Annotated in this window: 16 protein-coding genes and 1 tRNA gene; 10 read left to right on the top strand and 7 right to left on the bottom strand. The window is 65.4% G+C overall.

Annotation, left to right across the window (positions count from 1 at the left end):
• Positions 1–10 precede the first annotated feature (10 nt).
• The 4 genes from IM784_RS14040 to IM784_RS14025 are packed head-to-tail and all read right to left on the bottom strand — an operon-like array spanning position 11 to position 3,409.
• Positions 11–715: an NAD-dependent deacylase gene (locus IM784_RS14040; RefSeq protein WP_199555980.1), complete on the bottom strand. Its 705-nt coding sequence runs from the start codon at positions 713–715 to the stop codon at positions 11–13.
• Positions 716–741: 26 nt separating this feature from the next.
• On the bottom strand, positions 742–1,065 hold the full coding sequence (locus tag IM784_RS14035) for a type II toxin-antitoxin system RelE/ParE family toxin (protein WP_199555979.1): 324 nt from the start codon (positions 1,063–1,065) through the stop codon (positions 742–744).
• Positions 1,066–1,103: 38 nt separating this feature from the next.
• On the bottom strand, positions 1,104–1,328 hold the full coding sequence (locus IM784_RS14030; protein ID WP_328799546.1) for a ribbon-helix-helix domain-containing protein: 225 nt from the start codon (positions 1,326–1,328) through the stop codon (positions 1,104–1,106).
• Positions 1,329–1,387: 59 nt separating this feature from the next.
• On the bottom strand, positions 1,388–3,409 hold the full coding sequence (locus tag IM784_RS14025; protein ID WP_199555977.1) for an amidohydrolase family protein: 2,022 nt from the start codon (positions 3,407–3,409) through the stop codon (positions 1,388–1,390).
• Between the two features lie 95 nt (positions 3,410–3,504).
• Between IM784_RS14025 and dapB the strand changes: the two genes are divergently transcribed.
• The gene (dapB, locus tag IM784_RS14020) at positions 3,505–4,290 is read left to right on the top strand and encodes a 4-hydroxy-tetrahydrodipicolinate reductase (protein WP_199555976.1); all 786 of its coding nucleotides are present in this window, start codon (positions 3,505–3,507) and stop codon (positions 4,288–4,290) included.
• Here the strand turns inward: dapB and IM784_RS14015 are convergent.
• Positions 4,287–4,487 (bottom strand): hypothetical protein, encoded by a 201-nt coding sequence (locus IM784_RS14015; RefSeq protein WP_199555975.1) that lies wholly within the window; start codon positions 4,485–4,487, stop codon positions 4,287–4,289. The genes dapB and IM784_RS14015 overlap by 4 nt on opposite strands.
• Before the next feature lie 177 nt (positions 4,488–4,664).
• Here IM784_RS14015 and infA point away from each other — a divergent pair, with 177 nt between their 5' ends.
• From infA to IM784_RS13975, 8 genes are all read left to right on the top strand, one after another.
• Positions 4,665–4,883, top strand: a complete 219-nt coding sequence (gene infA, locus IM784_RS14010) for a translation initiation factor IF-1 (RefSeq protein WP_194744413.1) — start codon at positions 4,665–4,667, stop codon at positions 4,881–4,883.
• On the top strand, positions 4,883–5,935 hold the full coding sequence (locus IM784_RS14005; protein ID WP_199555974.1) for a DUF2332 domain-containing protein: 1,053 nt from the start codon (positions 4,883–4,885) through the stop codon (positions 5,933–5,935). The genes infA and IM784_RS14005 overlap by 1 nt, the downstream gene beginning before the upstream one ends.
• Positions 5,926–6,504: a Maf family protein gene (locus tag IM784_RS14000; protein WP_199555973.1), complete on the top strand. Its 579-nt coding sequence runs from the start codon at positions 5,926–5,928 to the stop codon at positions 6,502–6,504. Before IM784_RS14005 ends, IM784_RS14000 begins: the two co-directional genes overlap by 10 nt.
• On the top strand, positions 6,497–7,444 hold the full coding sequence (locus tag IM784_RS13995) for a ribonuclease E/G family protein (protein ID WP_199555972.1): 948 nt from the start codon (positions 6,497–6,499) through the stop codon (positions 7,442–7,444). The genes IM784_RS14000 and IM784_RS13995 overlap by 8 nt, the downstream gene beginning before the upstream one ends.
• Positions 7,437–7,613 carry a DNA gyrase inhibitor YacG gene (locus tag IM784_RS13990; RefSeq protein ID WP_199555971.1) on the top strand — a complete coding sequence of 59 codons (177 nt, stop codon included), beginning with the start codon at positions 7,437–7,439 and terminating at the stop codon, positions 7,611–7,613. The genes IM784_RS13995 and IM784_RS13990 overlap by 8 nt, the downstream gene beginning before the upstream one ends.
• 36 nt (positions 7,614–7,649) lie before the next feature.
• Positions 7,650–7,725: transfer RNA gene (locus IM784_RS13985), tRNA-Phe, on the top strand.
• A 64-nt stretch (positions 7,726–7,789) separates the two neighbouring features.
• Complete coding sequence (locus IM784_RS13980) at positions 7,790–9,466, top strand: site-specific integrase (RefSeq protein ID WP_199555970.1); 1,677 nt, start codon at positions 7,790–7,792, stop codon at positions 9,464–9,466.
• The gene (locus IM784_RS13975; RefSeq protein WP_199555969.1) at positions 9,459–10,859 is read left to right on the top strand and encodes a hypothetical protein; all 1,401 of its coding nucleotides are present in this window, start codon (positions 9,459–9,461) and stop codon (positions 10,857–10,859) included. Before IM784_RS13980 ends, IM784_RS13975 begins: the two co-directional genes overlap by 8 nt.
• 431 nt (positions 10,860–11,290) lie before the next feature.
• On the opposite strand, the gene IM784_RS13970 is transcribed toward IM784_RS13975, so the two are convergent.
• Positions 11,291–11,680, bottom strand: a complete 390-nt coding sequence (locus IM784_RS13970; RefSeq protein WP_199555968.1) for a hypothetical protein — start codon at positions 11,678–11,680, stop codon at positions 11,291–11,293.
• Between the two features lie 220 nt (positions 11,681–11,900).
• On the opposite strand from IM784_RS13970, the gene IM784_RS13965 reads away from it, so the two are divergent.
• Entirely contained in the window at positions 11,901–12,179 is a 279-nt protein-coding gene (locus tag IM784_RS13965; RefSeq protein WP_199555967.1) for a recombinase family protein, read from the top strand.
• Here the strand turns inward: IM784_RS13965 and IM784_RS13960 are convergent.
• The coding region (locus tag IM784_RS13960) for a transposase (RefSeq protein ID WP_199555966.1) at positions 12,146–12,426 on the bottom strand (281 nt) is incomplete at its 5' end. The genes IM784_RS13965 and IM784_RS13960 overlap by 34 nt on opposite strands.

Genomic DNA, 12,426 nt, shown 5'->3' with positions numbered 1-12,426 from the left:
CGGCGGATGGTCAGGGGTTGAGCAGTTCCTCCACCAGCGCCGGCACCAGCGTGCCGGCGGGGCCGAGGCGGCTTTCGTCGAAGCGGGGGCTGGTCATGGAGGGATCGAGGTTGAGTTCGAGGGTGCGGGCGCCAGCGTGGCTGGCGAGATCGACGAAGCCGGCGGCGGGGTAGACGTTGCCGGAGGTGCCGATGGAGACGAACAGGTCGGCGCGGGAGAGGGCGCGGTCTATCCGGTCCATGTCGTAGGGCATTTCGCCGAACCAGACGATGTCGGGGCGGAGGTGGCCGCGGGCGCCGCAGGCGGGGCAGGCCGGATCGTTGGAGAGGGCGCCATCCCAGGGGGTGCGGCGGTCGCAGGAGAGGCACCAGGCGGATTTCAGCTCGCCGTGCATGTGGAGGAGGCGTTTGGAGCCGGCGCGGTCGTGGAGATCGTCGACGTTCTGGGTGACGAGGAGGAGGTCGTGCGGCCACTCGGCGTCGAGCTTGGCGAGGGCGTGGTGCGCGGCGTTGGGCTGGACGCGGGCGAGGGCGGCGCGGCGCTGGTCGTAGAAGCTCTGCACCAGTTCCGGATCGCGGCGGAAGACTTGCGGGGTGGCGACGTCTTCGACGCGGTGGCCTTCCCACAGGCCGTCGGGGCCGCGGAAGGTTGGGACGCCGGATTCAGCGGAAACGCCTGCGCCGGTGAGGATGACGATGTTGCGGATTTCCCTCATTGGCCTGCCGTTATCGCCTTCAATCGTCAGAGGCCATCCGCGTCGGACAGCCAACCGGGGATATCCCGCCGGGCGTGCAGCACGCGCCAGACATCCACATAGGCTTCCAGCTCCATATAGAAGATACGCCATGGAAACCCGTTGATCGGGGCACTGCGCAGTCCCGGCAGGTTGAGCTCGTGCGACCAGCGGGGGGATCCCGCCGCCGGCGTTTCGCCGATGCGTGTATAGGCCTGCTCCAGCGCATCGACGAAGCGGAGGGCGATTTCGGCGCCTGCTTCGTCCCGGTAATGGTCAACCGCAAGGTCGATATCTGTCCGCGCCGCGGCGCGCGGTCTGACCGGCTTCATGCGCCCTGTTTCATGCGCCCTGTTTCATGCGCCCTGTTTCATGCGTCTTGTGTCGTGCGATCCCGAAGACCCCGGAAATAGGCTGCATCAACCGGAGAGGTGGAAGCCGAAGCGGCGCCTGCCAGCAGCATCTCCCGAAGGCGCTGCACATCCTGATCCTTGCGGATCAGGTCGCGCACATATTCGCTGCTCGTGCCGAACCCGCGTGCCCCGACCTGCTCGTCGACATAGGCCTTGAGCGTGTCCGGAAGCGAGATGTTCATGGTTGTCATCGGCCATACGATGCCAGATTTGGCAAAATTTGGCAAGAATTGTCGATGCCCTACATCGCTGTCTTGAACCCGGCCCCCGCGACACTCGGCGCTGCCGCAAACGGCTTGATGCCCATCGCTTCATAGGCTTCGGTCGGGAAATAGACGGTGCCGTCCTTCACGACCATGGCGATGGACTTGATCGCCTTGATGTCCTGCACCGGATCGCCGGGCAGCAGCATGAAATCGGCGACCTTGCCCGGCGTTACCGAGCCATAGTCGGCGTCGCGCTTCAGATGCTTCGAGCTGTCCAGCGTCGCGCGCTTCAGCACTTCGGCGTTGCTGAGGAAGGCCGTGTAGAGCTCCAGCTCGCGGTGATACCAGAAACTGCCGCCCATGTCGGTGCCGGGCACGATCAGCACGCCCGACTTGTTCAGGCGCTTCATCGTTTCCAGCGTGGTGTCGAAAGCCTTGAAATAGGCGCGATCGTCCTCGGGCGTGGCGATATCCAGCATTGGCTGCTTCAGGTCTCGCTGGGTGCCGGTGGGCATGTGCGGCGCCCAGTCGACGGTGCCGGGGGCAAAGCTGCCCTTTCGGCCGCGCGTGGCGTGCTCCATGATCACCAGCGTCGGATCATGCGCGATATGTTTCGACGCCATCAGGCCCAGCGTCTTCTGCGCCGCCGGGCTGTCCAGATCATAATCGGCAAAGCGCTTCAGCGCCGTGATGCGCAGCAGCGTGCGGGTGTCGTCTCCGGGTTGCAGCACCCAGTTCAGCATCAGCTGGTTGGAATGGGTGATCTCGTCATAGCCGGCCAGGATCATGTCGTCGGTGGTGGTGAAGGCCGGCACATGGCCGGCGACACGCAGACCATGAGCGTGCGCTTCCTTCACCATCGCCGGCACCCAGGCCGGATTGATGCTGGTGTAGATCTTGATCTGGAAAACGCCCTGCTTTGCGGCGTTCTGCACCGCCTTCACCGCGTCGGCCTCATTGTCCACCACCACGGTCGCCTGCGCGTTGGTCTTGCTCTTGCCCTCGATGAAGGCGGAGCGCACCACGCGCGGGCCGGCCAGTTCGCCGGATTCGATGCGGGCCACCAGCTTGTCCAGCACGGGGTCATCATTGCCCATGTCGCGCACGGTGGTGATGCCCGCGACAAGGTTCAGGAGCGCGTCGGACTGGCCGAGGTGGGCGTGCATCTCGTTGAAGCCGGCGACGATGGTGCCGCCCTTGCCGTCGATAACCGTTTCGCCGGCAGCCGTCGCCCCCGGCGCGTCGATGGAGGCGATGCGGTTGCCCTTCACCAGCACCGAGGCGGGTGCGGAAAGCGCCAGCTTTGCCGGATCGAAGACGCGGACGTTGGTGATGCGCAAATTGCCTGCAGGCTTGTGGGCGATCTTCTGCACGGTGTCGGTCAGCCGCTTCGTGTCCCACTCGGCTACCATGCCGCGCAGCCGGGCCTCCTCGCCCTCCAGCCCCTGCTGCACCACGATGAACTCGGGCGTCGCGAAGGCGACGAGGCGCTTGTTCCCATCGAGGAAGATGGTCTGCCGATCGAGATCAATTCCGGAGAGCGTGTAGGCTGTGGTATCCACCGTGCCCGCCGCCGACTTCAGGCTGACCGGGCCAAGGCTGTCCAGCTTCAGCTCGCCGCCGGGCAGCGCCGCCAGCTTGCCGCCGGCCTTGTCCAGTGCGCGGGCATAAAGGCCCAACGCCCAGGGGCTGGCGCTCTGCGCCACGTACAGGGCGGGGCCGGTCAGCGTCGCCTTGCCGGGGCCGGTGGCGTCGGTCCAGGCGGCGGTATTGCCAGTCTTCGCAAAGCTCTCGTCTACCTTGCTGCCGAAGGTGGTGCTGCCGGTGACACGCCATGCGGTGGGAAGACCGGCGGCATCGACCGTTACCGTTTCATTGATGGTGGGGCCGCGCCCGTTGTTCTTGTAGTCATAGGCGATTTTCGTCGTGCCGTTCGCGTCGTCCGCCACCAGCGAGCCGGTGTTTCGGCCGCTGAAGAGGATCGAATAGCGCTCCTCTGCGGCATGTGCGGGAATGGCGAGGGCGAGAAGGGCGGCGCAGCCAAGCAGATTTTTCATGGCCGGCTATTGAGCATGGCCGGAAATCACTCGCAAGCTCAGCTTGCCAAGCCCTCGCACTTGTCGCACCTGTTTCCCTTCAAGGAGCGCAGGACATGATCAAGATAGGCGTGCTGGGGGCGGGGGGCCGCATGGGTCAGGCCATCATTTCCGAGGTGCAGGCAGAGCCGGATACCCGGCTGGCGGGCGGCGTGGAGCGCCCTGGCCATCCGATCTGCGGCAGCGTCATCGGCGAGGGGCTGGTGGTGTGCGCCAATGCGGCACCCGTTGCCCACAAGGCCGATGTGCTGATCGATTTCACCAGCCCGTCCGCGCTCGACGAGAATCTGCGCGCGGCGATGGATGGCAAGGCGGCGATCGTCATCGGCACCACCGGGCTCGGCCCCGACAACCAGGCCGCCATCGACAAGGCGGCGCGCTCCATCCCGGTGTTGCAGGCCGCCAACACGGCGCTGGGCGTTACCCTGCTTGCCGAGCTGGTGGAGCAGGCGGCGCGAGCACTGGACACGGGCTGGGACATCGAGATCGTCGAGCTGCACCACAAGCACAAGGTCGATGCCCCCTCCGGCACGGCGCTCTATCTGGGCGAAGCCGCCGCACGCGGGCGCGGCAAGCGGCTGGACGAACTGATGATCCCGCCGCACACATCCACCAGCGGGGCACGGCGTGCCGGCGGCATCGGCTTCGCCTCGCTGCGTGGCGGCTCGGCGGCGGGCGAGCACAAGGTGATCCTGGCGGGCGAGGGCGAGCGGCTGGAGCTGGGCCATGTCGCGGAAAGCCGGGAGATCTTCGCGCGCGGGGCGGTAAAGGCGGCCCGATGGCTCTCGTCGCAGAAACCGGGCCGCTACCGGATGGCCGATATCTTCGGGCTGAAATCCTAGGCGAGGATATGGGGCGGCCGCAGCCAGCTGCCGCAATCCGGATCGGCGGACACATGCCGGAAGGCCGCACCGCGCCGCATGTCCTCGGCATTGGTGCCCGTCAGCTGCGGTCCTGAGTCGTCCGCCGGCGATGACAGCCGGGCATAGCCCACCAGCATCAGCCCCAACAGAAATCCGATCAGCACCGGCTTCAACACCCTGCACACCCTTCGCTATTCCGACGGCGCCGATCTAGGCTAGACGCCGCCGACGGGCTTGCACAAATCCGACAGAATCGGTGCCGACTTGCAAAGTTCCGATATTTTGGGCATTTCCCCGCCCGATTTCCGCCCCTTTCGTGGGGCTCTCTCCGTTCAAGGTCTGCCTGTTCGCCTATGCCGAAAGAAGAACTGCTCGAAATGCGCGGAACGGTGGTGGAGCTGTTGCCCAACGCCATGTTCCGGGTCCGGCTTGAAAACGACCACGAAATCCTCGGCCACACGGCCGGCAAGATGCGCAAGAACCGCATCCGCGTGCTGACCGGCGACGAAGTGCTGGTCGAACTGACCCCTTACGACCTTACCAAGGGTCGGATCACCTACCGATTCAAGTGATGGCGCAGGGGGAGGATGCTTCGGCTGCTTCTCCCTTCCGCGCCCATTTCCGCTGGCAGGCGGGATGGTGCCGTGCGCTCGGCTCGCCCTTTACGGCGATGCTGCTGGACCTGATGGCCGACCGGCTGGATTCCGCGTCGCCGCTGGGCCAGCGGCTGGAGCATTGGCCGGGCAACATGAACGACGACGCGCTTTCGCTGCGCGTTACCGGCGCCCTACATGGCCGGGTGCGCGGCGCCGATGCGCCGGAGCTTGCAGCCCTCTATCCCCCCGCCGATCCGAACCCGGAGACGCTCTGGCCGGTGCTGGAACGGGAACTGGCGCAGCCGGGCCTGCTGCGCTGGCTGGAGAGCCCGCCGCAGACCAATGAAGTCGCGCGCTCGGCAGTGCTGATGTGCGGTTTCCTGACCATTGCGGCCGAGACCGGCCTGCCGCTGGCGCTGCTGGAGCTGGGCTGCAGCGCCGGGTTGAACCTCATTCCGGACCGCTACAATTATCGGCTGGGTAATGTTTCCGCCGGCGACACCGACAGCCTGCTGCTGCTGGCGCCGGAGTGGATGGGCGGCGATCCGCCGGTTGCACAGGTGGAGATCGAAAGCAGGATCGGCGTCGATCTCAACCCGCCCGATATCTCCGATTGGATGGGGCGCTCGCGCATGCTCGCCTATGTCTGGCCCGACCAGCTGCAGCGGCTGGAGCGGATGGCGCTGGCGATGACGATCTTTTCAGAGGAACCGGCGGAGATTGTGGCCGGCAATGCGGCGGATTTCTGCGAGGAGCGGGCGACGCCGCGCAAGGGCGTTGTGACCACCGTGTTCCACTCGATTGCGCTGCAGTATTTCTCTGCCGCCGATCAGCAGCGTATCGCCGGGCACCTGCAGCGGATGGGGGAGGTGGCGACGGACGAGGCGCCGCTCGCCTGGCTGCGCTTCGAGCAGGAACACCCGGGCGCCGGCGAGCCGCCGACGCTGCGGCTGACGCTGTGGCCCGGCGGCGAGGACCGGCTGCTCGCCATCGGGCATCCGCATGGGGGCATCATTTCTTGGCTGTAGAGGGGCTGGTTCTCGCGTCTGCCTCGCCACGGCGGCAGGAATTGCTGGGCCGGATCGGCGTGCTGCCGGCAGGGATAGACCCGGCCGACATCGACGAATCGGTGCGAAAGGGCGAGCGGCCCGAGCCGCATGTAGCGCGGCTGGCTGCGGAGAAGGCCGCGGTGGTTGCAGCCCGCCATCCCGGCCGCATCGTGCTGGCCGCCGATACGCTGGTGGCGGTGGGGCTGCGCATCCTGCCCAAGGCCGAGGATGAGCTGACGGCGCGGGAGTGTTTGCAGCTGATGTCCGGGCGGCGGCATCGCGTGCTGACCGCCGTCACCGTGGTGGATGCGCGGGGTGTTGCCCGCCACCGCACCAGCATCTCCATCGTCCGCGTCGATCGGCTGAGCGCGGCCGACATCCATGCCTATATCGCCAGCGACGAATGGCGCGGCAAGGCGGGCGGCTATGCCATCCAGGGTCGTTTCGAAGCGCATGTGCTGTGGATGCAGGGCAGCTTTTCCGGGATCATGGGCCTGCCGCTGGCGGAAACGCGGGCGATGCTGGCGACGGCGGGTCTCCTTGGCTGACCTCTATCTGGCCGAGCTGATCGGCGAGACCCGGGCCGCGCTGTTCGAAGGCGGGCGGCTGGTGGAAATGCACATCGCCCGCGACGGCGACGGGTTGGCAGCCGGTGCCCGCGTGCAAGCGCGACTGGTGAAGAAGCTGGGGACGCGCGGCATCGCGGAAGCGGACGGGCAGGAACTGCTCGTGCAGCCGTGGCCGGCGGGCGCCACTGAGGGGGCGACCGTGACGGTGGAGGTGGTTCGGGCCGCCTGGCGGGAGACGGGCCGCGACCGGCTGGCGAAGGCGCGGCCCACGCAACTGGCGCCATGGCCGGCGCCCGGGCTGGAATCGGCGCTGGCGGCGCGGGGGGCGCGGCGCCTGCCCGGCTGGCCCGCCGATGTTGCCGGCCAGTGGGACGATGCGTTTGAGGCGGCGCAACTGGGGCTTCTGCGTTTTGACACCGGCAGCCTGCTGTTCGAGGCGACGCCGGCCTTTACGGCCGTGGATGTGGACGGACATGGCATTTCGCTCGCCCGGCCGGCGCTGGCGCAGCTGGCGCGCGCGATCCGGCTGTGGGGGCTGGGCGGCAGCATCGTCATCGATGTGCCGGCCGCCGACAAGGACGAACGCGCGGCCGCGGCGGACGGGTTCGACAAGGCCATGGGCAAGCTCAGCTTTGAACGCACGGCGATCAACGGCTTCGGGCTGATGCAGGTGGTTCGGCCGCGAATCGGGCCGTCGATCCTGGAGCGGGCCCGAATCGACCGCGCCGGGACGCAGGCGGTGGCGATCCTGGCCGCGGCGCTGGGTGACAGGGCAACCGGGCCGCTGCTGCTGCGAGCGCCTGCGGCGGCGGAAAAATGGCTTAGCGCCCGGCCGCACCTGATCGCGGAACTGGCCGCCCGGACGCACCGCGCGGTTGAGCTGACGCCCGATTCCGGTGCAGAGGCGGGCGATGCCTGAAGCCCGAAGCCCCGCCGATCCGCGCTGCCCCATCTGCCGCAAGCCCAGCGTGAAGGCCCACGCGCCTTTCTGCTCGGCCGCCTGCCGCGACCGCGACCTGATCGCCTGGCTGGACGAACGCTATGTCGTTCCGGGCCGACCTGCAGCGGAAGAAGGCGAAGACGGTTGACCCGCCCCGCGGCTTGCGCCATAGCGCCGCTCCCGTGCCTAGGTAGCTCAGTTGGTAGAGCATGCGATTGAAAATCGCAGTGTCGGCGGTTCGATCCCGTCCCTGGGCACCATTTTCCCCTAACGTCCAGAAATCGTTACACCTCAACGCGTTATCGAGTGGATTGCTACACAACCGTGCACCACAAGAAGGGCAAAGAGGTGTTCAAACTCAGCCAGCGCAAGGGCTCGACTCTGTGGCAGGTGCGGAAGCGTTGGCCGCAAGACGTTGCGGAACTGCTGAAGGGTGAGTTCACCCGCTCCACCGGGGAAGGTGACAAGCGCAAAGCTCAGGCGCTGATACCCGTCATTGCCGGTGAATATGAGCGATTGGTGCAGCAGGCCCGCGACAGGCTAGCGGACAGCACCCAGCGCGACATGAGCAGGGCTGAAATCCTGCGGCTGGCAGCGGCCCACTATGCCGATGTCCTGGCATTCTACGCCGCCAACAAGGTGGATGGGGTCGAGAGCCAGCGAAAGACGATAACCGGCCTCAGCGACGACCTCGCCTATCGAGAAGCCGCGTTCGGCAGGGAGGACTATCAGACTGTCCGGCAGTCGGTGAACGGCTTGATAGAGCGGGAGGGGCTGCCGGTCCCCGAGGACAGCCCCAGCAGGACGGAGCTGGAGAGGCTGGCGATGCTGGCCCGGATGGAGGCCCTGCGGCAGACCATAGCGCGCCTTCAGGGCCAGCCAGCGCCGCCCTTCAAGGCCGAGGAGATCGGCGAGATCGTCGCGGCCTCAGGGAAGCCCAAGAAGACCGTAACAGACCTGCTGGATGCCTATGAGGCGGCCAAGACCGGCGGATGGAGCGAGTCGTCGAAGTCGGCCTTCTCGCCCGTCCGAAGGCTCTTGCGGGATAGCCTCGGGGACCGCGAGGTTGCGACCCTCACGCGCGACGACGCCCGCAAGGTTCAGGGGCTGGTAAAGCGGCTTCCTCGCAACCTGGGAAAGCTCAAGGCACTGGAGGGCTTGCCCGTCCCGCAAGCCGTCGAGAAGGCTGAGCGACTGGAGCTGCCGACTGTGACGGCAAAGACCATGAACGGCGGCTATCTCGTGCACATCATGGCGGTGTTCGCATGGGCGATGCAGGAGGGATGGACCCCGACCAACTTGTTCCTGAAGCTGGCGGTCGCGGACGACGTGGCGGACGAGGACAGGCGAGACCCCTTCACTACGGAGCAACTGCAACACCTATTCACTTCTGAGCCTTGGACTGCCCCCGCAACGCCTGACATGGCCCTGCCGGGGCGTTTCTGGGTTCCCCTTCTGGGGCTCTTTCAGGGTGCTAGGCGGGGCGAGCTTGTGGGCCTTCAGATGCGGGATGTGGTGGAGATTGAAGGCATCCTTTCCCTCCACATCCGCGACAATGATATTCGCAACCTGAAGAACAGGGCTAGCCGCCGCGTGGTGCCTGTCCATCCGTCGGTTCTGGAACTGGGCTTCGGGCAATATGTCGAGCATCGCCGACAACATGCTCCTGCCGACGCCCTTCTGTTTCCCGACCAGAAGGACAAGGCGCGCGGGCAGATCGGCTATAACCTGGGCGTCTGGTTCGGAAAGAAAATCAACGCCTACCAGATGCAGGGACGGAACCTATCGCTGCATTCCTTCAGGCATAACTTTGAGGATGCGCTGCGCCGTGCAGGTCTTCACAAAACACCTATTGGCCTGGGGTTGGCCGGGCGAGATGATGGTGGCAGCGCCGCCAGTTATGGGAGCGGTTATGTCATGTCCGACTTTGCCGAGCCGCTGGCGAGGGTCCGGTTCGCCGGTCTCGACCTATCCCACCTGAAGGTGGCGAACGATGAGTGAGGAGGAAGGGGAAGTAACGTCCACGCCCGATCGTTCGCTCATCGAGAACGCCTTTCCGCTCCCTTGGGACCGCGCCAGCAAGGCTGCGGGATGGCCCGCTGCACTCGATGAGCTGACCGGCCAGATTGAGGCCTCACAGGGCCGCCAGAGAGCCCTCAGGAGCGCCGACCGGGAACGCCTGCGGGAAACCCTCGGGTCGATGCTGTTGGGACTCTACGCCCTCCGCAGGGCCGATAAGGGCCGGTGGGGTTATTACTCGCGCGACAACAACAGCTATGGGCCTTCGGAGGCTTACGCCCATGCCCTCGTCACCGCGCATACCGCGCGAACCGTGGCGGACTGGCTGGTGGCACAGGGGTTGGCCGAACAGGTGGACGGCTTCCTTGACCGCCGGGTGAAGACGTTTGGCAAGGGCAGAGGCAAGCAGCCCCGCATTAAGGCCACAGCGGCCCTTCAGCGGCTCTTGGAGGGCCGTGGCGGTGTTCGTCCCGAGAACCTCGGCCATGCCGACTGGACCCCGCTGATACGCCTGAAAGGGCCGGCAGAGAGTCGGGGCGGTTCAAAGCCGCTCCTGGACTATCCGCCCACCGATGCCACCCGACGGATGGAGCGCGAAGTTCGAGAGCTGAACACCTTCCTCAACTCCTTCCGCGTCGAACTGGCCCCGGCAGGGCGTAAGGGGCTCGGAAAGTCGAAGGGATTGTCAGCCGTCGCGGACCCCGTCCGCCTCTATCGCGTGTTCAACAATGCCTGTTGGACGCACGTTGGACGCTTCTACGGCGGTTGGTGGCAGGAGTTGCCAAAGGCAAAGCGCCGCCACCTGCTGATTGACGGGGAGGCGGTCATCGAGCTGGATTTCCGTGCTCTCCATCCCCGACTTTGCTACCAGATGTCCGGCCAGCCCTTGGGGCCGATGGACGACCCATACGCCTTTCCGGGGATGAAAGGGGTTGCCCAACGGAACTTGGTCAAGACCGCGCTCAATCAGCTCATCAACATCACCCCCGGCATGCACCTGAAGACCCCGGCAGGGGCCGCCAAGGCGCTACCGCAGGGCCTCAGCTTTAAGGAGCTGCTGGCGCAGATCGAGCTTGCCCACGCGCCCATCGGCAACTGGTTCCGCAGCGCGCGAGAAGTTGAGCTTCAGCATATCGATAGCGTCATCGCCGAAACTATCCTCAGGCACTTCCGAAAAGCGGGGATTTGCTGCCTGCCGGTGCATGACAGCTTCATAGTTCCACGTTCTGCCGAACGGCTGCTTGGATGGGCTATGCTCCTCACCTATTCCGTCGCCTTGGAGAGGCTGGGACGCCCCGGCCCCTATCCAGTGCTGGCGGGATGGTCTTCCCCCAAGGTGGAAGCAGAAGTGATGGACGGACTGCCGCCGCCATGAAGCACATACTTCCATGCAGGACATCAAGGAGGAGGATGCCCTCCGGTGGCCTGCCGGGCACCCTACGCCATTACTCAGAAGCGTAAGGGCCGCAGGTCATCCTCAAACGGGTTGCTCTAGCCACGTTCCGACCTCTCGCTCAGCCCCATTTCTAATGCCGGAAACCGAACGTCGATTAGGGCTCACTCTTGGAGAACAAAACACGAACATAGGCATTCCGCGCTGTGCAATGGTCCACGGGGCAGGCCATCAGATTTGTCGCAGATTTCCGCGGGCGGGTATACGAGGGGGCGGTCACGCCTGCTACCCCCATACCGGGGGTCGCGCCTGAGTCCGTGAATGATTGAGGCCCCGTTTTCCTTGGCTGTGGTTGAGGAGGAAGGCCCCGGCCAGATGCCAGCCGAGGCCCATCGATCAGCCTTCGCGCGGTCCTACGCGACCTCCGCTGCCCATGCCTCCCATGCGGCAGCTTCATCGTCGAAGTGGTCGGCTTCGAGCATCATCTCTTTCGCCTGATACGCCGCCTCCTCGTGGCCCCATATCCATCCCAGCGGGTCGGGGCAGTCGGCCGGCATACCGAGTGCAATGCACGCTGCAATCCCATTCGCTAGGGCCGCCGTTGCCTCCGCCCGCTTCCCGGCAACTTCCTGTCGACGTTGCTCCGGGGTCTTGAGGCGGTCTGCTTCGGCTTGGGCGGCCCGTTCAGCCTCCCTTGCGGCTTTCCTTGCGGACTCCTCGGGATGTCTGCGAGCCCATCCGGCGCGTGCCTCGGCAAGGATGGCTTCATCTTCGTCGACTGTGACGCAATCGCTATTCAACATGCACTGGCTCCTATGCCGCTCCATTGCGGTTTCCAGCCTATGCTACGGATTTTGCAGCCTAAATATCTCGTTAACGGAACCTTCAATTGGTCCATCGTGCCAATGCGATGAACCGAGTCCCGGCTGAGTCCAGCCGAGTCCTGAGGGGCTTCTCAGAGACTTCCCGCAGCCCCTACAAAATGTCCAAACGAACGTTACGACATCTTGTAGGAGCTCACCCATGTGTCGTGTCATTGCCTACTATCGCGTCTCGACAGCCGCCCAAGGAAAGTCCGGCTTGGGGCTGGAGGCGCAGCAGGCGGCTGTCCGCTCCCTCTGCCAGTCGAGAGACTTCACCATCCTCGGGGAGTTTGTGGAGGTGGAGAGCGGGAAGCGGAATGACAGGCAGCAGCTCACCGCGGCGCTGCAAAGGGCGAAGGTGACGGGGGCGGTGCTGGTAGTGTCGAAGCTAGGCCGGATCGACATTCATCGTAACCAGATCATTGCTGCGGCGAGGTGAATGAAGCCGGTGAAGTGGATGGTTCGTCGATCGTAGCGGGTAGCGAAACGGCGGAAATGCTTGAGGCGGCCGAGGCATCGCTCGATTCGATTGCGCTGCTTGTAGAGTTCGATGTCATGCGGGATGAAGACTTTGCGATTGCGCTTGGACGGTATCACCGCCTGCGCCTCCATCTGAGCGATCGTCTCGCGTAAGCCATTACTGTCATAGGCTTTATCGGCGAGGATGGCATCCGCTTGCTGGCCCT

The organism is Sandaracinobacteroides hominis (genome assembly GCF_016464365.1).
Classification (GTDB): domain Bacteria; phylum Pseudomonadota; class Alphaproteobacteria; order Sphingomonadales; family Sphingomonadaceae; genus Sandaracinobacteroides; species Sandaracinobacteroides hominis.
This window is presented reverse-complemented; position numbering and strand designations above follow the sequence as displayed.